Origin of the sequence: Streptomyces sp. NPDC007875, assembly GCF_042868035.1 — a bacterium.
GTDB lineage: Bacteria > Actinomycetota > Actinomycetes > Streptomycetales > Streptomycetaceae > Streptomyces > Streptomyces antimycoticus.
The window spans coordinates 43,250-67,771 of the sequence record NZ_JBIADZ010000009.1 but is presented as its reverse complement, the minus strand read 5'-3'; the positions used below and the strand labels follow the sequence as shown (position 1 = coordinate 67,771).

The window sequence follows — 24,522 nt, the reverse complement described above, 5'->3', positions numbered from 1 at the left end:
TTATCTTTACCAAGACTCTTGATATTTCTCTCGGCGCGCTTGAGTATCTGCGGTCGTACTCCTTACATCACCGCAGAGTGGAGGTCGAGCGATGCCGAAACCCTTGATCCTGGGCTATCTGGGCGTACTCCTGTTCATGATCGGCGATGGTGTCGAAGCCGGGTTCATCGCCCCGTACATGGCCGACCACGGCGCGGCGACGGACGTACGGGCCGGGTACGTCATCACGGTGTACGGCATCGCCGTCATGCTGGCGTCGTGGTTCTCCGGTGCGCTCTGCCAGGTGTGGGGGCCACGCCGGGTGATGTGGACGGGCCTGGTGATCTGGGCCGTCTTCGACGCCGCGTACCTGCTCTTCGCGCTGGGCACCGAGAACTACCCGCTGATGTTGCTCTTCTACGGCATCCGGGGCTTCGGCTACCCGCTCTTCGCGTTCGGCTTCCTCGTGTGGATCACCAACACGGCACCGAAGGCCCGGCTGGGCACCGCGGTGGGATGGTTCTACTTCGCCTTCACCGGCGGCCTGCCCACCCTCGGCTCGCTGTGGTCGAGCCTGACGATCCCCTCGTTCGGCCGCCTGGGCACGCTCTGGTCCGCACTCGCCCTCATCCTCCTCGGCGGCGCCATCGCCCTCGTCGGCGCCCGCAGGAGGCCCGGCGGTGACCGGATGGCACCGCCGGAGGTCACCACCGGCCAGAGCCTGCTCAACTCCGTCTCCATCATCTGGACCCATCCGCGCGTGCTGGTGGGCTGCCTGGTCCGGGTCATCAACACGGCCCCGGAGTTCGGCATGCTGGTGTACCTGCCGCGGATCTTCTCCGACGACATCGGCTTCGGCGAGGACAAGTGGCTCCAACTGCTGGCGATCATCTACGGCACCAATATCTTCTTCAACCTCATCTTCGGCGTCCTCTCCGACCGCATCGGCTGGCGCACGACCATCGCGGGCTTCGGCGCGCTGGGCTGCGCGATCAGCGTCACGACGCTGTACTTCGTACCGACCTGGCTCGGCCCGGACTACTACTGGGTCGCGGTGCTCGCGGGCATGTTCTACGGCGCGACCCTCGCCGGATTCGTCCCCATCTCGGCGCTCATCCCGTCGATGGCACCGGAGAACAAGGGCGGTTCGATGGCCCTGCTCAACCTGGGCGCGGGCGGCGCGGCCTTCGTCGGCCCGGCACTCGCCAGCCTCTTCTTCCCCCTCGTCGGCACCGGCGGAGTCACCCTGATCTTCCTCGCCCTCTACCTGGTCGCCTTCGTGCTGACGCTCCTGCTGAAGCTCCCCGAGGAACGCGACGGCGAGCCGCCCGTCCTGGACACGGCGACCGGCCGGCCGTCCCGTACCGACGCGGCCTCGACCACCACATCCGCCTGAGCTCTGCTACGCCGGGTGCACCCGCGCCGGCCCACCGCACCACGAGGGTAGCCGGACCGACCGCGGATGCCCCCGGCGACGGGGCACCGTCCAGCGGCATCGCCCAGTGGCACCGCCCGGGGCCGGGCGGGTTCGGCAAAAACCCGTTGGCGGACCACAGCGGGCACTGCTACTTTTCCGGAGGCCGTGCGAGAGAACGAGGAGGTGGTACCCGTGAACACAGTATCGACATGGGTGCTCCCCTCCGGGGTCACGGTCGGGCGATAGGTCGTCCGGGAGCGCCGTTCAAGCGCACTCCCGAAAGGCACGACCATGCAATTCACTTCCGAACAGCGCCTCGACGACGGCGTCTTCGAGCGCGAATTCACCCTCGGCGAGATCCCCGGCACCCTGTGGACACCCGCATCCGCGTCCGCATCCACACCGGTGCCGCTGATCCTGCTCGGCCACCCTCCCCTCGGGCTGCGCACGATGTACCCCCGACTGGTGGCCCGGGCCCGGCACTCCGCGGCGGAGGGCTTCGCCACGGCCACCATCGAGCTCCCCGGAAGCGGCGACCGGCCCCGTTGGCCCGCCGCCGAGCAGGCCCGCGCCGACCTGCGCCGGGTGCTGGACGCCGGCGAGACGGTCAGCGACGAGATCGTCGACGCCCTCATCCTCCCGCTGGTCGAAAAGGCGGTCCCGGAATGGCAGGCCGCCCTGGACGCCCTCCTTTCGCTGCCCGAGATCGGCGGCCCGGTCGGGTACTCGGGGGGAGTGATCTCCATCGGCATCCGACTGGCGGTAGTCGAGCCGCGCATCGTGGCCGCCGGTTTCTTTGCCGGGAGTTTCGTGCCTCGCGCCATGTTCGAGGAGGCCCGGCAGGTCACTATTCCACTGCACGTCCTGCTGCAGTGGGACGACGAAAGGAACGACCGGCAGGCGGCCCTGGACCTGTTCGACGCCTTCGGCTCCAAGGAGAAGTCCCTGCACGCCAACATGGGCGGGCACACCGGCGTCCCGCAGTTCGCGGGAGACGCCGCGGCCCAGTTCTTCACCCGACATCTGAAGTGAGGCCGGGCCGTCAGACCGGCAGCAGACGGTAGCTGATGTCGGCCGGCATGCCGCTCATCGAGGACCGACCCCGGCCCTCTTCAATGGGCGGTGGCCGGCAGACGCACCACCGCCCCGATCGTGGCGGTACCGGCCATCGTCGGTACCGGCCGGTCGGGGCGGCGCGGCACCCCGTTCCCGCTCGCCCTCGCGCCGGACACCCCGACCGCCGACATCCGCGTCGGGACCCGCACCCACCGCACCCGCCGCCCGCGTCGAGCAGCTCGCCGGCAGCTCTCGATCAGGTGCTCGCGGGTGAGCGCGTCAGTACACCGCTCCGACATGCGCATCCGTGTCGGTGTGCTGTCGGCGACGGCGTCGCTGAAGCGTCGGCGCCTTGTCCGGCGAGCTGAAGTGCTTTGCCCAGCGCCGCGAAACCCGGCCGAGGGCGAGGGCTGCGGCGGCTACGGCGGGTCGTTCGCGTACGGGGCCCGCGCGATGATCGCCCAGACTCTCGCGGACCCACTAGGCGGCATCCGCGTGGTTGCGCGATGATCCCGATGCGCCGGTTCGCCGGTGGGAGGGCTGAAGTGGTCGAAACGGGGAGGCGTGGCTGTGCGGGATGAGCTACTGGGGGGCCGTTACCGGTTGGTGCGGCAGCTCGGCGAGGGCGGTATGGGGCAGGTGTGGGAGGCGCAGGACGAGTCGCTCGGGCGACGCGTCGCCGTCAAGGTGATCTCGCTGCTGGCCGGTGGCGGTAGCCACGGCGACGAGGCCCGCGCCAGGTTCCTGCGTGAGGCCCGGATCACCGCCCGGCTCCAGCACCCCAACATCGTGACCATCCACGACCTGGGCGAGACCGGCGCCGAGGGTGACAAGGCCCCGTTCCTGGTGATGGAGCTGGTCCGGGGCGAGGGTCTGGACGCGATGCTGCGCCGAGGTGTCATCAGCCCGCGGGACGCGGCTCGGTGGGGCGCGCAGATATGTGACGCGCTGGCAGAGGCCCACGACGCCGGAGTCCTGCACCGGGACATCAAGCCGTCCAACATCCTCATCACGCCTTCCGGCATCGTGAAGGTCCTCGATTTCGGTGTCGCGCGCGGTGCCGACCCGTACGCGACCGCGGACCGTCTCACCCGGACCGGCTTCATCGTGGGCACGCCCCCGTACATGGCCCCTGAGCAGGCCCGCGGTTTCCCTGAGCCGCGCAGCGACCTGTACGCGCTCGGATGCCTGCTCTTCGAGCTGATCACGGGCCGGCTGCCGTTTCCGGCTCCCGACACCGTGGGCTACCTCTCGGCCCACCTCACCCAGGAACCGCCCACGCCCAGCTCGGTGTCCCCGGACATCCCACCCGCCTGGGACGACCTGGTGCTGACCCTGCTGCACAAGGATCCCGACCAGCGGTACGGGAACGCGGGCGACCTCGCCCAGGCCCTGCGGCAACTCGACCACGCACCAGGGCGCACGCCACCAGGAGGCGGGACCACCCTGCCTCCGACGCTGCCCGGCACGATGTCCGGGACCACGTCCGGCACGACGTCAGGCACGACGTCGATCCCGCCGGGAGATCCCACATCCACGGCGCGCAAGACCGCGACTGCCGCGATTACGCTGGCGATGCTGTGCCTTCCAGGGCTCATGTTCATGGTCTCCAAGACCATCGACTACGTCCAAGATCACTCTGCGCCAACCGGGTTGATCGTGGTGAATATGGCGATAGGCATCGTCGAGCTGGTTATGCTCGCCACGGGCGCGCTGCTGCTGTTCCAGCACAAGATGGCCGGTCGCCGGATGATCGCGACAACCGGTGGCGTGGCGGCTCTGCACAATCTGAGCGCCAGCGTGCAATACGAGGTGGTGGGTGGGCCACCGGACGTCGAACTGATCGCCTACGTCGTCGGCCCGCTGACGGCCGCTTTGGCGATCGCCGCCGTGGTCATGGCCTCGCTTCCGTCCACAGGACACTGGTGCCGTCGCGCGGCAGGGCACGGTGGTGTCAGCGGGCGGTCGGAACGTAGGTGAGGCCGAGGACGCCGTTGGTGAGCCGCTTGACGTCGATCAGGTCGAAGTCCGTGGTGTCGATCCCGTCGTAGAGCCGTTCGCCGCTGCCGGCGATCACCGGGAACAGCCAGAACAGATACTCGTCGACCAGCCCGTGCCCGAGCAGTGTCCGGCTGAACGAGCCGCCGGTGCCGACCTTGAGGATGTCGCCGCCCGGCTGTTCCTTCAGCTTGCGTACGGCGTCGACGACGTCGTCCCCGAGCAGCGTGGCGTTCCACTTCACCTCGGTGAGGGTGCGCGAGGCCACGTGTTTGGGGATGGTGTTCATCCGGACCGCGTAGTCGCCGAACGCCTCCGCCATGGTCGGCCACACCTCGGCGTGGTTCTCGTAACTGACCCGCCCGTAGAGGAGCGCGTCGACGGAGAAGAGCAGGTCCCTGGAGAGCTGCTCGAACTCGCCGGCCCACCGCGTGGGGAGCCAGTTCTGGGGCGTGCTGATCTGGCCGTCCAGGGTGATTACCGCCTGCTCGATGATCTTCCGCACGGTCACTGCTCCTTGCCGGTCCATGGCGCGTGGTCAACGTGTCGAGAGTGCAGACCGGCCGGAGTGAGAGAACTCATCGGTTCGGCGACGCCGTTCGCACCGTGGTGCCGGCGGCCTTGCGTGCGATGAGGAAGGGCTGAGGAGTACGCCCCGCCGGCTCACGGCCGACCGGCCCAGCCGCTCACGTCGGGGGACGGATCGGCCGGTGCGCCCTTGAGTTCATGGAAGCCGGGGGCACCCGCGACCAGCAAGGTGGCGTCCCAGAGCAGGCCGGCCTCCTCACCCCGGGGGACCTGGGACAGCACCGGCCCGAAGAAGGCGATCCGCGCGTCGGGGTCACCGCCCGGGTCCGGGGCGGCGACGACCGGAGTGCCGACATGAGGGCCGAGGAGAGCGATGGCCTCGGCGTGGGAAGCGCGCACCGCGCCGTCGTAGTCGCCGCAGGACCCGGCCTCGGCAAGCTCCGGAGGCAGTCCGGCGTCGGCCAGCGCCACCCCGGGATCGTTCATCCACCGCTTGGCGCCGCCGTCACCGCGATCGGCCCAGAGGGCGGCGTAGAACGCACCCAGCCCTTCCTGACCGTACTGCCGCAGGACGGCGGCGCAGATGCGTACGGGCACCCACAGGTAGCCCTCGGGGTCCCCTTCGGGATCGTCGTCACGGCCCTCGTTGAGCACGGCCAAGCTCATGACGCGCCAGCGCACGTCCAGGGGCCGGACCGTGGCCGCCTCCACCACCCACCGCGACGTCAGCCAGGTGTAGGGGCAGGCGGGGTCGAACCAGAAATCCACGGTCGCTGTCGTCGTCATGGCGTGCTCCTCACCGCTCGCGTGAGCACGGAGCCGTTCCGGAGTGCGGGGTACCTCCGGCGCGTCGACCGCACCGGCCGGTGCGGTCGCCCTGCCCATGCCTGTCAACCTGCAAGGACGGTACGGGAGTTGCCCGCGAGAAAGGTGACGGACAGCGCCCTGGCGATTCCTTCGCGTCGATCCGCCGCTTGATCTGCCGAAGTGCATAAACACGCATTAAATGAGTCGTAAGGAGACAAACGGCGATCTTCGCGAGATGCTGCTGAGCGTGGCCCGGCCCGCCGGACCAGCAGTCCCGCATGAGGAGCCCCCATGGCAGCGTCGCCATCCACCGCCACCCCGACCGATGACGCGTACCGCTTCGACGACCTGACCGCCCTGTACATCAACTGCACGCTCAAACCCTCTCCGCAGCAGAGCAACACCCAGGGGCTGGTCGACAGAAGTCGCGCGATCATGGATGCGCACGGCGTCGCCACAGACGAGTTCCGGGCCGTCGACCACGACATCGCGACGGGCATCTACCCGGACATGACCGAGCACGGCTTCGCCACCGACGCCTGGCCGAGGCTGTACGAGCGGGTGATGGCGGCGGACATCCTGGTGCTGGCGGGGCCGATCTGGCTCGGCGACAACAGCTCGGTGACCAAGCGGGTGATCGAACGTCTCTACGCCTGCTCGAGTCTGCTCAACGACAAGGGTCAGTACGCCTATTACGGACGCATCGGCGGCTGCCTGATCACCGGCAACGAGGACGGTGTGAAGCACTGCGCGATGAACGTCCTCTACAGCCTCCAGCACCTCGGCTACACCATCCCGCCCCAGGCCGACGCGGGCTGGATCGGCGCGGCGGGACCGGGGCCGTCGTACCTGGACCCGAACTCGGGCGGCCCGGAGAACGACTTCACCAACCGCAACACCGCCTTCATGACCTGGAACCTGATGCATCTGGGGGCCATGCTCAAGCGTGCCGACGGCATCCCCGCCCACGGCAACCAGCGGTCCGAGTGGGAAGCGGGCTGCCGCTTCGACTACCCCAACCCCGACTACCGCTGAGGTTGCCGAGGATCTCTCCGAGAGGGCCGCAGGCCGGCCCGGCCGCTCGACGAGAATCGGTGCCTCACGAGGGCGCCCGGTACTCGCCGAGGATCCCCTCCGCGATGCGGGCATCCTCGGCCTCGACCTTCAGCGCTTCGTCGATCACCCGCCGCAGGCTTCCGCCCGGGACCACGACCGCACCGCTGGCGTCGGCGTAAACGTAGTCCCCGGGGACCACGCATACGCCGCCCACTTCCACGGCGACGTTGACGGCATAGGGCATGGCGATGTCGCCGCCCCAGCGATTCGCCTCTCCCCGGCACCAGGTCGCGAAGCCGTAGGCGCCCAGTTGGTCGAAGTCGCGCAGCCGCCCGTCCGCCAGGACTCCAGCGGCATGAGTGTGTTCGAGCCTGGAGAGCTTCGTTCCACCGCCGTGGGATACGTCGGGATAGCCTCCGCTGGACAGCACCAGCACGGTGCCCGCCGGACGGTCGCCCACCGCCTGGCCGAAGAGATCGCCGAATTCGGCGTGCGGGACGTCGTCGCGGTAGGGCAGATAGGCAATCGTGGCCGCCGGGCCGAACAGCTTGCGTGGCGCGGGGCTGACGAGGCCGACGATATGCGACCGGTGATCGTGGACCCGACCCATGGCGTCGACCAGCGATGCGCAGGACACGCGGTCGGGCACGGGTTTCAGATCGCTGGCCATCGTCACTTCCTCCCTCTCATCGCAGCACCGGACGATCGCCCCTATACCGGACACACCATGTGGCCAATGCTAGCCACGCGGCCGTACCACGGCAGCTTGATGACGAGGCGCGGAGCGCCGAGGTCAGCCCCTCCTCAGCAGGCACGTGTTTTTTGCATGGCGGCCGCAACACTGGGAGAATTATGAACAACCCGGACAGCAGATCCGGAGGGAGTTCCGTATGGACTCGTCCGAAGCGCTGGGGATGCAATTCGGCATCTTCACGGTCGGTGACGTCACGGCCGATCCCACGACAGGGACAACCCCCACCGAGGCGGAGCGTATCCGGGCCACCGTCGCCATCGCGCGCAAGGCCGAGGAGGTCGGACTCGACGTCTTCGCCACCGGCGAGCACCACAACCCGCCCTTCGTACCCTCCTCGCCGACGACGCTGCTCGGCTATATCGCCGGGCAGACCGAGCGCATCATCCTGTCGACCTCGACCACGCTGATCACGACCAATGACCCGGTCAAGATTGCCGAGGACTTCAGCGTGCTCCAGCACCTGTCCGGCGGCCGTACGGACGTCATGCTGGGACGAGGAAACACCGGGCCCGTCTACCCGTGGTTCGGGCAGGACATCCGCCAGGCCGTCCCCCTGACCGTCGAACACTACGGCCTGCTGCGCCGTCTCTGGCGCGAGGAGGTGGTGGACTGGGAGGGCAAGCTGCGTTCCTCCCTGCAGGGCTTCACTCTGGTGCCGCGGCCACTGGACAACGTCCCGCCCTTCGTCTGGCACGGCTCCATCCGCACCCCCGAAGTGGCGGAGCTGGCGGCCTATTTCGGCGACGGATTCTTCGCCAACCACATCTTCTGGCCCACCTCCCATACGCAGTCGATGGTTCAGATGTACCGCCGGCGCTTCGCGCACTACGGTCACGGCACCCCGGAACAGGCCATCGTCGGCCTGGGCGGGCAGGTTTTCCTGCGTCGCAACAGCCAGGAGGCGGTCGACGAGTTCCGGCCGTACTTCGACAACGCCCCGGTCTACGGACACGGCCCCTCGCTGGAGGACTTCACGACGCTCACGCCGTTGACCGTCGGCTCGCCGGCCCAGGTCATCGAGCGAACGCTGGGTTTCCGCGACTACACCGGCGACTACCAGCGCCAGCTCTTCCTCATCGACCACGCCGGTCTCCCCCTCAAAACGGTGCTCGAACAGCTCGATCTGCTCGGTGAGGAAGTGGTGCCGGTGCTCCGCAAGGAATTCGCCGTCGGCAGGCCGGCCGACGTCCCGCCGGCCCCGACGCATGAGTCCCTGCTCCTTGCCCGCAGGGGCAAGGAAAAGCCGCAGCCCGACGATGAAGAGGGTCCGGAAGCGCGATGAAATTGGCGATCATCACCGGCGGTCTGCGCGAGCCGTCCTCGACGCGACTCCTCGCGGACCGGCTGGTGACGGCTGTGACCAAGGAACTCGAACAACACGGCGAACACGTCGAGGCGTCCTTCGTGGAACTCCGCCCCCTGGGCCACCTCATCATGGACGCGATGCTGACGGGATTCACCAAGGACGAACTGGAATCCGCCTTCCGAACGGTCGCCGACGCCGATGGCATCATCGCCGTGACACCCGCCTTCAACGCCTCTTTCAGCGGGCTGTTCAAGTCCTTCTTCGACGTACTGCCGGAACAGACGCTCTCGGACCTGCCCGTCCTCATCGGCGCGACCGGCGGAACCGAGCGGCATTCGCTCGTTCTCGAACACGCGCTGCGCCCGATGCTCACCTATCTGCACGCGATCGTCTCCCCCCGTGCCGTCTACGCCGCCACCAGCGATTTCGGCTCCCAGTCCGGGGCCGCCCTGGCGGAACGCATCACCGACGCCGCGGCCGACTTCTCCCGTCTGCTGCGCGCCTGCGGTCCACGGGTACGTCGCGAACCGGCGGACGAAGATCTCGCCTCCATGCAGCGGCTGCTCGGCGACACCACCGGTGTGGGCCCCGGCCGGCCGGCGGATCCGGCATAACCTCGCTGCCCCCAGCACCGGGCCCGTCGTCCACGTCGCCGTGCGACGGCTCAGTCGGCGGTGGACTCCACGGTGACCGTGGCGGCGACGTCCCCGACCACGGCACATGCCTGCTTCTCGGGCACACCGGCCGCGATGAGCATGGCAATGGCGCTTCGGGTGCCGTCGTCCTCCAGTGCCCCCGTGTTGACCTGCTCCAGCAGAGCGACCGTCAGCGCTTCCAGGCCCGCGCTGAGCACCGCGGGGGGCAGATGGGTGTGGAAGACGCCGTCCCGCTGTCCGCGCTCCAGGATGGACGTGACCTCGTCGCGCGCGGGCTTGATGATCTCGGCGACGCGTTCCGCGCCCAGGTCGTGCCGGGCCAGCGCCAGGAGCATCCGGTAGCGGTCGCCTACGGGCCACATCGACAACGCGAAGTGCGCGAGCGCCCGCTCGGCGGGCCCCTTGGACTTCACTCCGGCCACCGCCGCGTCCCGGAGAGCCTCGGAGGCTTCCTCGGCCAGCGCCTCGAGCAGCGCGACCCGCCCGGGGAAGTGACCGAAGAGGGTGCGCCGTACGACACCGGAGGCGCGCGCCAGTTCCTCCAGTGTGATGTCCGGGTTCCGGCCGAGTTCCTTGCGGGCCGTGGCCAGGATGCGCGCCCGGTTGGAGCGCGCGTTGCGTCGCTGCGGGACGCGGGCAGCGGGCTTGGTCACGGACAACCTCGGGGGCGGTACGGCGGATACGGCGGACAGGAGCGGCACGTCCATTCTGACACGCGGCATTCCGCGCGATCCGGGATCGCTTCCGGCACACGGACCGCCGCCACCGCACCGGGCCTGCTTCGACGGTGCCGGTCGTGTGGCGTTTCCGGTGTCCCGCCAGGTCGCAGCTTCCGGTGGCCGAGTACGCGCCCGGCAGCATGCGCTTCACGCGGGGTGGCGTAGCCGTCGGACATGGGTGGCGGCGAGGTCGCCGTCGACCCCCACGGCGATCAGGGCGGCGGCGGCCGTGCGTGTGCCGTCGTCGGTCCAGGTGCCGGTGTTCACGCATTCCAGGAGCGCCAGCACGTGTGCCTCGACGGCGCGGCTGAGCACGGGCGGCGGAAGGCTGGTGTGGAAGACGCCCTGCCGCCGGCCTTCTGTGATGATCGCCGTGGCCATGTCGCGGGCGGGGGCGAGGACGTCGGCCCGTTCGACGCCCAGGTCCTGGGGGGCGAGCCGAAGCAGCATGCGGTAGCGGTCGCCGACCGGCCACAGGGTGAGGACGAAGCGCGCCAGAGCGGTGGCGGCGTCGGGGGCCGGGAGCGCGACCGCGGTGAGCGCCTCCCGGAGGGCCTGCGCGGCGTCGGCCACGAGGCCCTCGACCAGCGCGGACCGCCCGGCGAAGTGACCGTAGACGGTACGGCGCGACACCCCGGCGGCCTCGGCGATGTCGCGCAGGCTGCTGTCGGGATCGCGGTCCAGTTCCCGGCGGGCCGCTTCGAGGATGCGGGTCCGTGTGGTGCGCGTCCGGCGACACCCGAGGGCCGGCAGGACTCGTGGGGTGGGCACGGCGGAACCTCCTTCACCAGGGCCGCTTCGCGGGGTCCAAGGGCCGCCTCGCGCGGGTCCACCTGCTTGCACATCGGCGAGCAATTAATATTTGCACACCGATGGGCAATAAACTAGTCTGCACATCCATGGGCAAGTAACTGTCCTCGGTGCCAAGGCAGCAGCCCGCACCGCTCCTGCCGACTCCCGAAGCCCGCCGCTTCGCCCTCCTAGGAGCTTCCGATGCCGCTCGTCGCGAACACCCCGGTCGAGAAGATGACCGGGCACTACCCACGGCGCTGGTGGGCACTGATCGTGTTGTGCCTGAGCCTGCTGATCGTGGTCATGGCCAACACGTCCCTGATCGTCGCCGCGCCCGACATGACCACGGACCTGCACCTCAGCAGCAGCGACCTGCAGTGGGTCGTCGACGGCTACACCGTCCCCTACGCCGCGCTGATGCTGGTGCTCGGCGCGATCGGCGACAAGTACAGCCGCCGCGGCGCCCTCATCACGGGCCTGCTGATCTTCGCGGGCGGTTCGGTGATGGGCAGCCAGGTCGACGAGACCAACCTGGTCATCACCGCCCGGGCGATCATGGGCGTGGGCGCCGCCGTGGTCATGCCGGCCACCCTGTCCCTGCTGGTGGCGATCTTCCCGAAGCGTGAGCGGGCACGGGCCATCACGGCCTGGACCGCGACCTCCGGCCTCGCCATCGCCGTCGGCCCCGTGGTCGCCGGCCGGCTGCTGCGGGACCACGCCTGGGGTTCCACGTTCCTGATCAACGTGCCCATCGCGGTCGTCGCCGTCATCGGCGCACTCCTCCTGGTGCCGCCGTCCAAGGCGAAGGACATGGGCCGGATCGACTACATCGGCGGTCTGCTCTCGATCGTCTCCGTCGGCTCGCTCGTCTACGCCATCATCGAGGGCCCGCACTTCGGCTGGGGCGCCGGCCCGGTCACCGCGGCCGTGGTCGCGGGCGTGGGCTTCGTGGCCTTCGCCCTCTGGGAGCTCAAGCACCCCCACCCCATGCTGGACGTCCGCAAGTTCACACTGCGTGCCTTCAGCGGCTCCATGCTCGCGGTGCTGTTCTTCTTCTTCGGCACCTTCGGCTCGATCTACTACGCCACCCAGTTCCTGCAGTTCGTCCTCGGCTACGACGCCCTGGAGACCGGCGTTCGTCTGCTGCCGCTGGCCGGTGCCGTGTTCGTCGGTGCCGCGGTCACCGGGAAGCTGGCCCCGAAGCTCGGGGTGAAGGCCATGGTCGTGCCCGGCATGGTCATCGGCACCGTGGGCGTGTTCCTGCTCACGCAGATCGGCAAGGGCTCGGACTACACCGACTTCCTGCCGTCGCTGCTGCTGCTCGGCTTCGCGATCGGCCTCAGCGTCTCCCCGGCGACCGACACGATCATGGGCTCCTTCCCCGAGGCCGAACTGGGCGTCGGCGGCGGCGCCAACGACACCTCGCTGGAGCTCGGCGGCTCCCTCGGTATCGCCCTTCTGGGCTCGCTGCTCAGCACGTCCTACCAGGGCAAGCTGAGTGACCTGGTGGGCGACCAGCTCCCGCACAACGCCATGGACGTCGCGAAGGAGTCGGTGGGCGGTGGCCTCGCGGTCGCCGAGCAGATCGCGAAGAGCCCGAGCGGCGGCCCCCAGAAGGCTCAGGCGCTGGTGGACGCGGTGCACGAGTCCTTCGCCCACGGTGTCGCGCACACCAGCCTCATCGGCGGCATCATCATGGCCGCCGGCGCCCTGATCGTCCTGGCCGTCCTGCCCGGCCGCAAGGCCGCCGCCCCCCAGCACGGCAAGGAGCAGACGGAAGAGGCCGTGAAGGAGCCCGCGGAGGTCGGCTGACCCCGGACGGGCCGTGCCTCGAGCGGCACACGGCCCTGGACGGTGCCGGGAGGGGACGCCCGGCACCGTCCTTTTTCCATGCCCCCGGTTGGTTACGCGCGTTCTGTGCTCCCAGGTTGGTTACGCGCGATCCGGCGGACCTCGTCGTCCATGGCCACGGCGCGCGGCAGCGGGTACACGTCGCGGTGCCGTTCCAGCAGGATGCTGCGCACCCCACGGCGGGCGAGCAGGATCGCGGTGGTGACACCGGCCGGGCCCGCCCCGACGATGACCACCGGCGCCGTCCGGGCGGCGCCGCCCGGGACGACCTGGTGCGTTTTCATGCGCGGCTCACTTCTCGGGGGATGGGGCGTCCATGACGGCGGTGCACTGCTCGCCGAGGTCGATCCGCCCGTCGGAGGTCGCGATGGTGGCCGTGATCAGGTCGCCCGGTCGCCCTCTCCGCACTGGGCGGCAGCCTGCTGGCGCTCCTGGATCTGCACCTCGCCCAGCCGGACGCCAACGGCGACGAAGCCGCCGCGGCCATGGCGGAGATGATGCTGCGCATGCTGGGCGTCCCCGCCGACGAGGCCCTGGACATCGCCGACCGCCCCCTTCCCGCGCACGGCTGAGGCCACGGCGGGAGCCCGGACCGCCGTTCGGCGATGCCCGGGTGAGCCCCGTCCGCGGACTATCCGGCCCGGTCCGGCAGATAGGCGCGGAGCCAGAGATCGAGCTCGGCGAAGATGCGCTCGCGTACCTCGGGTAGCGACAGCACCAGGTCGTGCACCCCGTCCCGGATGCGTACGGTGGTGACCCGCGGGCCCAGCCGGGGTGCGAGGCGGGCGATGTCGTCGGCGCGGAGCACGCCGTCGGTGCGGAGCAGGGCGTCGTCCCATTCGGTGGTGGCGGTGCTGGCGGTCGAAGCCATCACCAGGACCGGACAGTCGATGCCCAGCCCGCGGCGCACCCGCCGTTGACCCCGTTGGATCGCCGCCAGCCACCCGGCGTAGAGGGGGAAACCCTCAGCCGGTTTGAGGGTCAGGTCGAACTCCCAACTGCCCCGGAAGTCACGGTGGAGACTGTGGACGTAGTGCGGGTTGAGCGGGGCCGGGAGCTTGCGGGTGGCCGCCAGACGTCCGAGGAGGCCGACGAAGGGGGCACCGAGTGTGCGGATCAGCAAGGGAGCGGGCAGGGACAGGAACGGGCTGTTGAGGAAGAGCGCGTCGATCGTCCCCCGCCCGGCCCGCCGGTCGGCGTACAGGGCGCTGATCAGGCCGCCCGTTGAGTGGCCGTTGAGCAGCAGGGTGTCGTGTCCGTCGACCTCGCGGATGATGCGGACGGCCTCGTCGAGTTCCTCGTCGTACGCGTCGAGGTCGTGGATGTAGTTCGGCGAGTGGTGCGGGCGCAGTGAGCGGCCGTACTTGCGCAGGTCCAGTGCGTAGAAGTCGTAGCCGCGCTCGGTGTAGAAGTCGGCCAGGTGGGTCTGGAAGAAGTAGTCGACGAAGCCGTGCACATAGAGCACCGCTCGGCGGGAGCCTCCGGCCGCGGCGCCGGGATCCGCGGACCGGCGGCGGACCAGGGTCGCGACGACATCGCCCTCGTCGTCGGCGGTGAGCGGCAGGTCGATCGACTGGTAGGGCTCGCCCAGGATGTCGGTGAGGAAGTCCACGGCGCCGACTGTAATGGCCGGGTTCACGCCAACACCCCCGGAACCCCGTGGGCTTGGTCACTGCCGAGGGGGCACCGATCCCCCGCGATCCGCCGAACAGTCACTCCACAGCGCCCCCGGCCCGGGCGGGGGCTACGGCCCGGGCGGGGGCTACGGCACTACGGGACGGCGACCTGCCGCGACGCCGTGAGCAGCGCCAGCGGTGCCGCGGCGGCCCACGCCTGCGGCGAGCAGGAATGGGGGTAGGGCACCGGTGTGGCGGTGGCGGAGCGGTCGTAGCCGGCGATGACCTCGGGGAGGCGGTATCCGTGGTGGGCCGCCGCCGCGACCAGGCCCTCGGTGACGGTGTCGACCTGGTCGGTGAGTCCGTGGCGGGCCAGGCCCAGCACGATGACGGCGTTGTCGTGCGGCCAGGCGCTGCCACGGTGGTACGACAACGGGTGGTAGGGCTGCTGCCCGGCGGCCAAGGTGCGGATCGCCCAGCCGGAGAAGAAGTCCGGCTCCAGCAGACGCCGCCCCACGCGGCGGGCGCGCTCCGCGTCGAGGATGCCGGACCACAGCAGATGGCCGGCGTCCGAGGCGAGGGCGTCGACCTGTCGGCCGTCGCCGTCCAGGGCCAGTGCCGGAAAGTCGGCGTCCGGCATCCAGAAGTCCGAGGTGAAGCGGGTGCGCAGCCGGGCCGCGGCGGTACGGAGCCGGTGTGCGTAGGGCTCGTCCTTCCACAGCTCATCGGCCAGTCGCGCGGTGCGGACGAGCGCGTCGTAGGCGTATCCCTGAGCCTCGGACACCGCCACGGGGCCCGCCGCCTGGGTGCCGTCGGCGAAGCAGATCGCGCCCGCCGAGTCTTTCCAGTTCTGGTTGACCAGGCCGCCCGCGTCGGGGCTGTAGACGAGGTAGCCGTGGCGGTCGAGGCCGCCGTCGGTGAACATCCAGTCGACGGCCTGCCGGGCGTGCTCCTCCAGCCGCAGGGCGAGCGCGCCGTCGCCGGTCGTCTCGTAGTGGGCGTGGAGCAGGACGAGGAAGAGCGGAGTGGCGTCGACGGCACCGTAGTAGCGGCCGTAGGGGACTTGGCGGAAGTGGGCCAGCTCTCCGTGGCGGGTCTCGTGGACGATGCGGCCGGGCTGTTCGCCGCTGAAGGCGTCGTACCGCCGCCCCTGGGTGGCGGCGAGTGCGCTGAGCGTGGCAGCGGCCGTTGCGGGTCGGTGCGGCAGCAGGAAGTAGGAGGTCAGCAGGGAGTCTCGGCCGAAAAGGGTGAGGAACCACGGGATGCCCGCGGCGGGGACGTACACGTCCTCGCCGTCCACACCGGTGGCCGCGATGGTCAGCAGATCCACGTCGGCGAGTCCGCGCTCGCAGGTGCGGGTCAGGTCGTCCACCGGTGCCGGTGCCCGCCGTGGCGCGGGCGGCGCGGCAAACGGATGGGACGGCGCTCCGTGCGGGCGGGCGCGGACGGTCAGGTGGAGGTGGGCTTCGCCGTGTCCGTCCAGTCGCAGCTGCCAGGTGAGGGCGCGCGCGGTGGGCCGCGACGCGGCCCGTGCGCTGTCGACGGCGTCGGGGGCGGGGCGGCAGACGAGGGTGGTCCGGGCGTGCCAGTCGGCACGCCGGTAGTCGAAGAGGAGCCCGTCGTCCGTGGTGTGCGTCTCGTACCGGCCGTCGGGCTTGGCGTAGTGGCGGTCGTCGGCGCGCAGCTCGAACAGGTCGGCGAAGTCGGCGTCCACGCGGAGCTCGATGCGGGCGGTGACCGGGGCCGGGCGGTTGTTGACCAGCCGCAGGTGTTCGGTGAAGGTGCCCGCGGTGACGCTCTGCCGGCGGAAGACGGTGTAGGCGGGCGGCTGGTCCCGGGTGCCCTGCGGGGTCAGGACACATGCGGCCGTGTGGTCCGCCTCCGCCGCGGCGGGCACCAGGGTGGTGGGGCTGGTGCCGTCGACGGTGAGCTGCCAGCGGCTGAGGTGACGGGCGTCGCGCAGGAACAGACCGTCGGGTGTGGTGCCGCGGGTGCCGCTGATGCCCCCGTCGGCCTCCAGGTGGGCGAACGTGGCGTCGCGCACCAGTTGGACGCGGTGGTCCGCGGTCATGGCGTGGACTCCTCGGGATCGGCGCACAGCAGGTCGAGCGTGAGGGCCGCGGTCCACGAGAAGGGCCGCGCACCGCGGGCGGCGCCCGTGGTGGGATCGAGGTATTCGGCGAACCCCGACTCTCCCGCCTCCGCGAGGATGCCGTGCCGCAGGCGGTCGGCGTCCGCCCACAGCCGGTGGGTGCGCAGTCCGCGCTGGATCAGCCAGGCGGTGTTGAACCAGGCCGGGCCGCGCCAGTAGCGCTTTGCGTCGAAGGCCGGACCGGTCAGGTCGTAGCTGGGGACCAGTCGCGAGGACGGTGCCCTGAAGTGCGGGCCGTCGAGTGTGTCCCGAAGGCGCCTGACCAGGTCGGGCGGCAGATGCGGAACGATGAGCGGGACCAGACCGGTCACGGCGCGCTCGTCGACGAGGGTGTCGGTGACCAGGTCGCGGACGCGGAACAGACCGGCGGTGTCGTCCCACAGCCGGGTGACGAGCTGCCGGGTGAGCTCGTCGGCGCGTGCGGTGTGCGGTGCGTCGGCCGTGCCCAGGTCGCGGGCCATCCCGGCAAGGGCCAGCTCGCTGGCGATCAGCAGGGCGTTGAAGCAGGGGTCCTCGACGGCGAAGCGGTGCTGGGCCGTCCGGTCGTCGTAGTGGGCCTGCCGGTAGTCGGTCGCCAGCCGCACATAGCGCCCGTAGTCCAGATCTGTCGGCCGGTCCGCGGGGTGACCTTGGGTCAGGTCGGCGCGTTGGAAGGTGTCGGGCGCGGCCGGGTCGACGCGTCGCAGGGCCCGGTCCCAGCAGGGGCTGTTGTCCATGCCGGGCTCCCACGGGTGCACGATGGCCGCAAGTCCCGCACCGGCGAGGTCGCGTCGGGTGCGGAGGTAGTCGTGCCAGGCGACGAGCCGCGGATAGACGCGGGGCAGGAAGCCCCGCCGCCGGGACTCGGCGGGATCCGCCCGGTGCACGAGCCAGGCCGCCAGGGCGTGCACCGGTGGCTGGACGATGCCCGAGGTCTCGGGTGCCGCCGGTGCGCCGGCCACCCGGCCGGCGTGCGAGGACTGCCAGAAGTCGGGGCTGGGGAAGTAGGCGTCGTGCGGCACCGCGGGGTTGAAGACGATGTGCGGGATGCGTCCGTCGGCCCACTGCCCGGCCAGCAGGGATTCGAGTTCCCGCTGGGCGCGGCGTGCCGAGAGGTGGCGCAGCCCGATGGCGATGAACGCGGAGTCCCAGCTCCACTGGTGGGGGTAGAGGGTGCGGGAGGGAACGGTGGAGGTGCCGGTCCAGTTCTCGATGAGGACCCGCGCCGCACCGCGCCGCAGTGTCAGGGCTGCGGCCGCGGTGGGCACGGGCCCGTCCAGGAGTGCGGTCACGCGCCGGACCCCCGCAGGAACGCGGGGACGGAGCGGACCGCTTCGAGGGGCTCGCCGGTGAGGCGGCATTCGGCGGCGAGGTAGCCGTCGTACCCGATGGTGTGCAGGGCGCCGAGCCAGGCGGGCCAGTCGAGGTGGCCGGCGCCGGGCTGGAAGCGGTTGGAGTCGGAGACCTGGGCGTGGCCGATCAGGTCGGCGTGGGCGAGGATCGCCGCGGCGGGGTCGGCCTCCTCGATGTTCATGTGGTAGCTGTCGATGCCGATCCTGATCGAGTCCAGACCGGTGGCGCGGATCAGGTCGGCGGCCTGTTCCAGCCGGTTGACCATGTGGTCCTCGTACCGGTTGAGCGGCTCCAGGAAGAGCGTGACGCCCTCCTTGCGCGCGTGCTCGCCCAGTTCGGCAAGGCCCGCCAGCAGGACCTCCCGGTCCTCCTCCTCGGTGCGCGGGGGCTCGAAGGGAGGCAGGCGGCGCGAGAACATGCCGTAGGAGGCGGGGGTCTGGGCGCCCAGACCGCCGATCTCGGCGATCACGGTGAGCTGGGACTTCAGCTGGGCGACGGCGTCGCGGCGCAGGTCCTCGTCGAAGGCGCCGAGGAAGTGGAGCATGTCGACGCAGACGGTCGGCATGACCACGCCGTCCTTGCGTGCCTGCTGCAGTTCGTCCAGGCGCGAGGCGAAGTGGAAGTCGCCCTTGGCGCGCAGTTCGATGGCGTCGTAGCCGGCCGCCTGGGCGAAGTCCCACTTGGCCTGCAGGGTGCCTTGGGGCAGGAGTTGTTCCTGAACGGCGGTCTTGAGCATGCGGAGCCCTTTCAGAATTCCAGGACGATCTGCAGCGCCGCCGCGGGGCGCTCGTCCAGCAGCGCGTAGGCGTCGGCGGCGTCGGCGGCGGGGATGGTGTGGCTCACCAGGGAGGTGACGTCCACCTGTCCCTCGGCGACCAGGCGCAGGAAGGTCTGCTGGAGGCGTTCGACGCTCCAGCGGTTGGACAGCTGCGGGGGGACGCCGCCGATCTGGGAGCAGATGAGCTGCACGCGGTTGTGGTGGAACTCGTCGCCCAGGCGCAGTCCGATGCCGTCGCCCTGGTAGAAGCCGGACGCCACCACGCGGCCGCCGGCGGCGACCGAGCGCAGGGCCTCGTGCAGGGCCGGGTAGGCGCCGCTGATCTCGATGGCGAGGTCGGCGCCGAGGCCGGCGGTGGCGTCGCGGATGCTCTCGGCCACCTGGTCGGTCATGGCGTTGAGGGTGTGGTGGGCACCGTAGGTCCTGGCGGTCTCCAGCCGGCTGTCCAGCGCGTCGACGGCGGTGACGCGTGCGCCGTTGAGCTGGGCGAGGCGGGTGGTGAGCAGCCCGATGACGCCCTGGCCGAAGACGGCGGCGTCCTCGCCGAGGTGGATGTCGGCGGCCAGGACGGCGTTGTACGCGATGGCGCCGACGCGGGCGAAGGCACCGGCCAGGGGCTCCAGCCCGGCGGGCAGGGTGTGGCCGATCATGCGCTCGGCCGGGACGAGGCCCTCGCTGCGGTGCCCCCAGATGCCCCACACCAGGTCGCCGGGGTGCGGCAGGCCCGGGGTACCGGCGAGGTCCGGGGCGACCTCGACGACCTCGCCGACCTCGGAGTAGCCCCATCCGGCGACGGGGTACTGGATGCCGGCCGCGCCCTCGCGGAACAGTCGCGCGTCGGGGTCCCAGGTCCGCGTCAGATACGGGTTGGTGCCGCGGTAGGCGGTGAGCTCGGTGCCGGCCGAGATGCCCGAGAAGCGGGTCCGGACCCTGAGGTGTCCGGGGGGAAGTTCGGCTCTGGGGTGCTCGGCGACCTCCACCTGGCGAGGGCCGGTGAATTGAACGACGCGTTCCACGGATGGCTCCGGAAGGGGGTGCGGATGTTCGGTTGCGTCGACAATAACCGCCACTTACGTCTTGTCAACAAGCAAAAGTGATGCTGAGATGCGTGCTCAGTAGACGCAAGTCGAGACGAGGACACCATGCGCACCAGGACCCGGCGGTCAAGGATGACCGCGGTCGGCGTCACGGCAGCCCTGGGCATCGGGCTGCTCGCGGGTTGTGCCGGCAACACCGGACCGGGGAAACCGGACCGTGAGATCACGGTCTGGTCACAGGAGAACCTCCCTGACCGCGCCGCGGCGACCCAGAAGATCATCGACGGGTTCGAGAAGAAGACCGGAATCAAGGTCCACCTCGTCGGGGTGGACGAGGGCCAGATGCCCCAGCTGATCATGTCGGCCGCGGCCTCCGGCACCCTGCCGGACGTCATCGGCGCGGCCCCGATGGGCCAGGTCTGGCAGATGTACGACAACGGGCTGCTCAACACCGACATCCCGAAGAAGATCATCGCCGAGCTGGGGCGTAAGACCTTCAACCCGAACGCGCTGGACCTGACCTCCGACGGCGGCACCGCCCTCGGTGTGCCCTCCGACGCCTGGCTCCAGCTGCTGGTCTACCGCAAGGACCAGTTCGCGGGTAAGCATCTGGCGGCTCCGGACACCTACCAGCGGACCCTGGCCGCCGCCAAGGCACTCACCGCCAAGGGGCACGACGGCATCTCGGCGTCCACCGACCCCGCCGACGTGTTCACCTCGCAGAGCTTCGAGAACCTGGCGCTCGCCAACAACTGCCAGCTCGTCGACGGCCACCACGACGTCGCGCTGGCATCCCCGCCGTGCGAGACCGCCTTCCACACCTACGACCAGCTCGCCCGCGCCTACGGCCCGCCGGGCGCCCAGACCGTGGACTCCACCCGCGCCACCTACTTCGCGGACCGGTCATCCATGATCATCTGGTCCTCGTTCCTGCTGGACGAACTGGCCGGTCTGCGCAAGGACGCCCTGCCCAGCTGCCCCCAGTGCAAGAAGGACCCGCGGTACCTGGCGCACAACAGCGGCATCGTCACCGCGATGAAGGGCCCGGACGCCACGAAGGCGGCCCAGTTCGGCGAGATCACCTCCTGGGTGACCACCAAGACGGCCGAGACGGCGGCCTCCCGCGAGTTCATCGAGTACATGATGGGCTCCGGCTACGAGTCCTGGTTCGGCATGGCGCCCGAAGGCAAGATCCCCGTCCGGCACGGCACGGCCACGGAGCCCAACCGCTACCTCGCCGCCTGGCGCCACAGCGCCATCGGCGTCGACACCCGTATCCCCTTCGACCAGGTCTATCCGGCGCGCCTGCTCAACCAGCTCGCCGACGGCGTCAGCAACATGCGGCGCTGGGGCATCACCCAGGGCGAAGGAGCGCTCGTCGGCGCCACCAACGGCGAGCTGCCCGTACCGAAGTCCATCGGCGCCATGACCAGCGGGCAGATCTCCTCCTCCGAGGCGGCCCGTGAAGCCGCCGACGAAGTCGCCGCCCTCAAGAAGTCCCTGCAGTAGCCGCCCGCATGCACCTCACAAAGGTCTCCTCATGACGACAGCCCCAGCAGGCGCACCGCAGCGCCGGGAAACCAGCCCTCGGCCCACGGGCCGGCCCGCCGTCCCCCGGGACCGGCGCCCGATGACCGCCAGCCGCCGCGCCAACCGCGCGGGCCTCGCGTTCGTCTCCCCCACCTTCATCGTGGTCCTCGTGGTCGTCGTGCTGCCCATCGCGTGGACCGTGCTGCTGGCGTTCCAGAAGGCCAAGCTGGTCGACATCCAGGGCATGGGGCTGTTCGGCAACTGGTCCCTGGACAACTTCGCCCAGGTCTTCGACTCCGCCGGCTTCTGGTCGAGCCTGACCACCACCCTGCTGTACACCGCGGGCGCCACGCTGGGCTCCGTCGCCCTGGGACTCATCGCCGCGCTCGCGCTGCGCAAGCCCTTCCGCGGCCGCGGACTGCTGCGCGCGGCCATGCTGCTGCCCTACGTCGCCCCCGTCGTCGCCGTGGCCTTCGTCTGGGAGGTCGCGCTCAGCCCGCAGTACGGCGTCGTCAACGACTGGGGCCGGCGCCTGTTCGGCTGGGACGACCCCATCGCCTTCCTCTCCACCCGCGAGTACGAGGTCCACCTGCTCGGCATGCATGTCGACATCCCGCTGGCCCTGCTGACCGTCATCGCCTTCGAGTGCTGGCGCTACTTCCCCTTCGCCTTCCTGTTCATCCTCGCCCGGCTGCAGGCGGTCCCCGACGGTCTGGAAGAGGCCGCCCTGGTCGACGGCGCCACCGTCTCCCAGCGCTTCCGTCACATCCTGCTGCCCCAGCTGATGCCCGTCATCGCCCTGTTGTGCGTCCTGCGGTTCATCATGACGTTCAACAAGTTCGACGATGTCTACCTGCTGACCGGAGGCGGTGCGGGCACCAACGTCGCCGCCGTGAGGGTCTACGACTTCCTCACCGCCCGCTACGACGTGGGAGCCGCCGCCGCCCAGGCCCTCGTGCTGGCCGCCGCTTTGATGATCCTGCTGGGCTTCTACTTCAAGCTCTTCGGCAACAAGGTCCAGGAGGAATCGTGACCCGTAAGGCCGCCCTGACCCGGGCCCACGTCGAGGAGAGGATCTTCGGCGTCCTGCGCTGGTGCGTCATCGCGTTCCTCGCCGTGATCACCCTGCTGCCCTTCTACTACATGCTGCTGCTGTCGGTGAAGCCCATCGACGCTCTCCTGCTCGACCCGGGATCCCTCCTGGTCTCGGCCAAGGACTTCACGCTGTCCACCTACCGGGACGTGCTGCGCTCCACCGACGACGGCGGCCAGGGCTTCCTGCGGTTCCTGCTCAACTCCGCCCTGGTGTCCCTGGGGACCGTCGTGCTCACCCTGCTGGCCGCCGTACCCGGCGCCTACGCCGTCAGCCGTCTGAAGTTCTTCGGCCACCGCCAGGTCAGCGCGCTCTTCCTGGCCGTCTACCTGTTCCCCGCGACCCTGCTGGCCGTCCCGCTCTTCGTCGTCTTCGCCAAGATGGGACTGTCCTCCAGCCTGGTCGGCCTCGCCATCGTCTACGTCGCCCAGACCGTGCCGGTGTCGATCTACATGCTGAAGAACTACCTCGTCACCATCCCCGCCTCCATCGAGGAGGCCGCGGCGCTCGACGGCTGCACCCGGCTGCAGACCGTCCGCAAGGTGATCCTGCCCCTCACCTTGCCCTCCCTCATGGCCACCGGCCTGTACGTCTTCATGATCGCCTGGAACGAATTCCTGTTCGCGCTGCTCTTCCTGGCCGCCGTCCCCGGCAAGTGGACCGTCTCCCTGGGCCTGGCCCAGCTGTCCAACGGCATCGAAGTGCCCAAGACCGTCCTCATGGCCGGGTCGGTGGTGCTGACCATCCCCGTGGTACTTCTGTTCTTCGCCGCCGAACGCCTCCTCACCGAGGGCCTCACCAGCGGCGCCGACAAGAGCTGACGTGTGGGGGAAGCATGATGACACCGAACCAGGTCAGCGCGGGCGAACTGCTGCAGCTGATCCGTAGTGGCCGCGCCAACACCCGAGCCGATCTGCAACGCGCCACCGGGCTGTCCCGCTCGACCGTCGGGCAGCGCCTGGACCTGCTCGACCGGGCCGGCTGGCTGCGCCACACCACCGGCACCTCCACCGGCGGCCGCCCGTCCGACCGGCTCGTCTTCGATCCCTCCCACGCCGCGGTCATCGCCGCCGACCTGGAAACCCGGCACGCCCGTGCCGCGGTCCTCGACCTGGCGGGCACCCTGCTCGCCGAGCACACCGGCCCGCTCCACATCGACCAGGGCCCGGACGAGGTCCTGGACCAACTGGCCCGCTGGTTCCCGGATCTGATCACCGCCGCCGGTATCGACGCCGCCGACGTCTGCGGCATCGGGCTCTCGGTGCCCGGCCCCGTCGACTGGGACACGGGACGGGTCGTCGAGCCGCCGATCATGCCCGGATGGGACCAGTACCCCATCCGGGAACGGCTGCAGAAGGCTTATGCCGATCATGTGGGCCCCAGCCTGGAAGACGGTCCCGTCTCCGTCTTCGTCGACAACGACGCCAACCTCATGGCGCTGGCCGAGCACCAGGCCAACCATCGCGACTGCTCGGCCTTCGTCCTGGTCAAGGTCTCCACCGGCATCGGCGCCGGCGTCGTCGTGAGCGACAGCGTCTACCGCGGCATCGACGGCGGCGCCGGCGACATCGGCCATATCCGCCTCCACGACCGGTCCGACGCCCTGTGCATGTGCGGTGCCCACGGCTGTCTTGCCGCCGTGGCCAGCGGCGGGGCACTGGCCCGGGAGCTGGCCGGCCTCGGCGCCGAAACCCACTCGGGCTCCGACGTCAAAGCGCTGCTCGCCAAGGGCGACCCCGACGCGATCCGGCTGGCCAGGGAGGCCGGACGCCGTGCCGGCGAAGTCCTGGCGACCGTGGTCACCCTCCTCAACCCGGGGGTCCTGATGCTCGCCGGGGACCTCGCCGGCGCCCCGTTCATGACCGGCGTCCGCGAGCTGCTCTACCAGCGCGCCATCCCCCGTACCACCGCCCACCTGCAGGTCGTGACGTCACGGCTCGGCGACCACGCCGGTGTCATCGGCGCCGCGGCCATGGTGGTCGAATCCCTCTACGCACCCGCCTGCGCCGACGACCGGCTCAACCGCATCGCGCACTGACCCCGCAGGGGGCCACCCCGAACCGAC

General features: G+C 70.3%; 22 protein-coding genes and 2 pseudogenes. 12 read left to right on the top strand and 12 right to left on the bottom strand.

The genetic code is table 11. The features are described from left to right. Positions 1-91 precede the first annotated feature (91 nt). The 3 genes from ACFYOY_RS20070 to ACFYOY_RS20060 all read left to right on the top strand — a co-directional run bounded on the left by ACFYOY_RS20070 (position 92) and on the right by ACFYOY_RS20060 (position 4,432). Complete coding sequence (locus tag ACFYOY_RS20070; protein WP_388588455.1) at positions 92-1,375, top strand: MFS transporter; 1,284 nt, start codon at positions 92-94, stop codon at positions 1,373-1,375. Between the two features lie 312 nt (positions 1,376-1,687). Next, positions 1,688-2,428 carry an alpha/beta hydrolase gene (locus ACFYOY_RS20065; RefSeq protein WP_388588452.1) on the top strand — a complete coding sequence of 247 codons (741 nt, stop codon included), beginning with the start codon at positions 1,688-1,690 and terminating at the stop codon, positions 2,426-2,428. Positions 2,429-3,016: 588 nt separating this feature from the next. Then, a complete protein-coding gene (locus ACFYOY_RS20060; RefSeq protein WP_388588449.1) occupies positions 3,017-4,432 on the top strand; it encodes a serine/threonine-protein kinase in 1,416 nt (471 codons plus the stop codon). On the opposite strand, the gene ACFYOY_RS20055 is transcribed toward ACFYOY_RS20060, so the two are convergent. Both ACFYOY_RS20055 and ACFYOY_RS20050 read right to left on the bottom strand, forming a co-directional pair. After that, on the bottom strand, positions 4,407-4,955 hold the full coding sequence (locus tag ACFYOY_RS20055) for a dihydrofolate reductase family protein (RefSeq protein ID WP_351887620.1): 549 nt from the start codon (positions 4,953-4,955) through the stop codon (positions 4,407-4,409). The two genes, ACFYOY_RS20060 and ACFYOY_RS20055, sit on opposite strands and share 26 nt — an antisense overlap. A gap of 158 nt (positions 4,956-5,113) precedes the next feature. After that, a complete protein-coding gene (locus ACFYOY_RS20050) occupies positions 5,114-5,764 on the bottom strand; it encodes a disulfide bond formation protein DsbA (protein ID WP_388588447.1) in 651 nt (216 codons plus the stop codon). Between the two features lie 312 nt (positions 5,765-6,076). Between ACFYOY_RS20050 and ACFYOY_RS20045 the strand changes: the two genes are divergently transcribed. Then, positions 6,077-6,820 carry a flavodoxin family protein gene (locus ACFYOY_RS20045; RefSeq protein WP_351887615.1) on the top strand — a complete coding sequence of 248 codons (744 nt, stop codon included), beginning with the start codon at positions 6,077-6,079 and terminating at the stop codon, positions 6,818-6,820. Positions 6,821-6,884: 64 nt separating this feature from the next. On the opposite strand, the gene ACFYOY_RS20040 is transcribed toward ACFYOY_RS20045, so the two are convergent. Then, positions 6,885-7,511, bottom strand: a complete 627-nt coding sequence (locus ACFYOY_RS20040; protein ID WP_351887612.1) for an RraA family protein — start codon at positions 7,509-7,511, stop codon at positions 6,885-6,887. Between the two features lie 244 nt (positions 7,512-7,755). Here ACFYOY_RS20040 and ACFYOY_RS20035 point away from each other — a divergent pair, with 244 nt between their 5' ends. After that, entirely contained in the window at positions 7,756-8,877 is a 1,122-nt protein-coding gene (locus ACFYOY_RS20035) for an LLM class flavin-dependent oxidoreductase (protein WP_388588879.1), read from the top strand. After that, positions 8,874-9,515 (top strand): CE1759 family FMN reductase, encoded by a 642-nt coding sequence (locus ACFYOY_RS20030; protein ID WP_351887609.1) that lies wholly within the window; start codon positions 8,874-8,876, stop codon positions 9,513-9,515. The genes ACFYOY_RS20035 and ACFYOY_RS20030 overlap by 4 nt, the downstream gene beginning before the upstream one ends. A 50-nt stretch (positions 9,516-9,565) precedes the next feature. Here ACFYOY_RS20030 and ACFYOY_RS20025 read toward each other — a convergent pair whose 3' ends face one another. Beyond that, positions 9,566-10,210 carry a TetR family transcriptional regulator gene (locus tag ACFYOY_RS20025; RefSeq protein ID WP_351887606.1) on the bottom strand — a complete coding sequence of 215 codons (645 nt, stop codon included), beginning with the start codon at positions 10,208-10,210 and terminating at the stop codon, positions 9,566-9,568. Between the two features lie 213 nt (positions 10,211-10,423). Next, complete coding sequence (locus tag ACFYOY_RS20020) at positions 10,424-11,047, bottom strand: TetR/AcrR family transcriptional regulator (RefSeq protein ID WP_388588442.1); 624 nt, start codon at positions 11,045-11,047, stop codon at positions 10,424-10,426. A 222-nt stretch (positions 11,048-11,269) separates the two neighbouring features. Between ACFYOY_RS20020 and ACFYOY_RS20015 the strand changes: the two genes are divergently transcribed. Then, entirely contained in the window at positions 11,270-12,880 is a 1,611-nt protein-coding gene (locus ACFYOY_RS20015) for an MFS transporter (RefSeq protein WP_351887600.1), read from the top strand. A 128-nt stretch (positions 12,881-13,008) separates the two neighbouring features. Here ACFYOY_RS20015 and ACFYOY_RS20010 read toward each other — a convergent pair. Beyond that, positions 13,009-13,203, bottom strand: a pseudogene (locus ACFYOY_RS20010) (FAD-dependent oxidoreductase); the annotation flags it as partial. A 7-nt stretch (positions 13,204-13,210) separates the two neighbouring features. Further along, positions 13,211-13,312 (bottom strand): annotated as a pseudogene (locus tag ACFYOY_RS20005) (fumarylacetoacetase); the annotation flags it as partial. A 14-nt stretch (positions 13,313-13,326) separates the two neighbouring features. Between ACFYOY_RS20005 and ACFYOY_RS20000 the strand changes: the two are divergent. Beyond that, the gene (locus tag ACFYOY_RS20000) at positions 13,327-13,491 is read left to right on the top strand and encodes a hypothetical protein (RefSeq protein WP_388588876.1); all 165 of its coding nucleotides are present in this window, start codon (positions 13,327-13,329) and stop codon (positions 13,489-13,491) included. A gap of 59 nt (positions 13,492-13,550) precedes the next feature. On the opposite strand, the gene ACFYOY_RS19995 is transcribed toward ACFYOY_RS20000, so the two are convergent. The 5 genes from ACFYOY_RS19995 to ACFYOY_RS19975 all read right to left on the bottom strand — a co-directional run bounded on the left by ACFYOY_RS19995 (position 13,551) and on the right by ACFYOY_RS19975 (position 19,813). Beyond that, on the bottom strand, positions 13,551-14,531 hold the full coding sequence (locus ACFYOY_RS19995; protein ID WP_388588438.1) for an alpha/beta hydrolase: 981 nt from the start codon (positions 14,529-14,531) through the stop codon (positions 13,551-13,553). 158 nt (positions 14,532-14,689) lie between these two features. Then, a complete protein-coding gene (locus tag ACFYOY_RS19990) occupies positions 14,690-16,606 on the bottom strand; it encodes a glycogen debranching N-terminal domain-containing protein (protein WP_351887595.1) in 1,917 nt (638 codons plus the stop codon). After that, complete coding sequence (locus ACFYOY_RS19985) at positions 16,603-17,958, bottom strand: hypothetical protein (protein WP_351887592.1); 1,356 nt, start codon at positions 17,956-17,958, stop codon at positions 16,603-16,605. Before ACFYOY_RS19985 ends, ACFYOY_RS19990 begins: the two co-directional genes overlap by 4 nt. Next, positions 17,955-18,755, bottom strand: a complete 801-nt coding sequence (locus ACFYOY_RS19980; protein WP_351887589.1) for a sugar phosphate isomerase/epimerase family protein — start codon at positions 18,753-18,755, stop codon at positions 17,955-17,957. The genes ACFYOY_RS19985 and ACFYOY_RS19980 overlap by 4 nt, the downstream gene beginning before the upstream one ends. Before the next feature lie 11 nt (positions 18,756-18,766). Beyond that, positions 18,767-19,813: a zinc-binding alcohol dehydrogenase gene (locus ACFYOY_RS19975; RefSeq protein ID WP_351887586.1), complete on the bottom strand. Its 1,047-nt coding sequence runs from the start codon at positions 19,811-19,813 to the stop codon at positions 18,767-18,769. Between the two features lie 126 nt (positions 19,814-19,939). Here ACFYOY_RS19975 and ACFYOY_RS19970 point away from each other — a divergent pair, with 126 nt between their 5' ends. From ACFYOY_RS19970 to ACFYOY_RS19955, 4 genes are read left to right on the top strand one after another with little or no spacing between them, the layout of a single operon-like run. Then, entirely contained in the window at positions 19,940-21,343 is a 1,404-nt protein-coding gene (locus ACFYOY_RS19970) for an extracellular solute-binding protein (RefSeq protein WP_351887583.1), read from the top strand. 31 nt (positions 21,344-21,374) lie between these two features. Beyond that, positions 21,375-22,397: a sugar ABC transporter permease gene (locus tag ACFYOY_RS19965; RefSeq protein ID WP_351887580.1), complete on the top strand. Its 1,023-nt coding sequence runs from the start codon at positions 21,375-21,377 to the stop codon at positions 22,395-22,397. After that, a complete protein-coding gene (locus tag ACFYOY_RS19960; RefSeq protein WP_351887577.1) occupies positions 22,394-23,278 on the top strand; it encodes a carbohydrate ABC transporter permease in 885 nt (294 codons plus the stop codon). Before ACFYOY_RS19965 ends, ACFYOY_RS19960 begins: the two co-directional genes overlap by 4 nt. Before the next feature lie 17 nt (positions 23,279-23,295). Then, the gene (locus ACFYOY_RS19955) at positions 23,296-24,495 is read left to right on the top strand and encodes an ROK family protein (RefSeq protein ID WP_351888028.1); all 1,200 of its coding nucleotides are present in this window, start codon (positions 23,296-23,298) and stop codon (positions 24,493-24,495) included. The last annotated feature ends 27 nt before the right edge of the window (positions 24,496-24,522 follow it).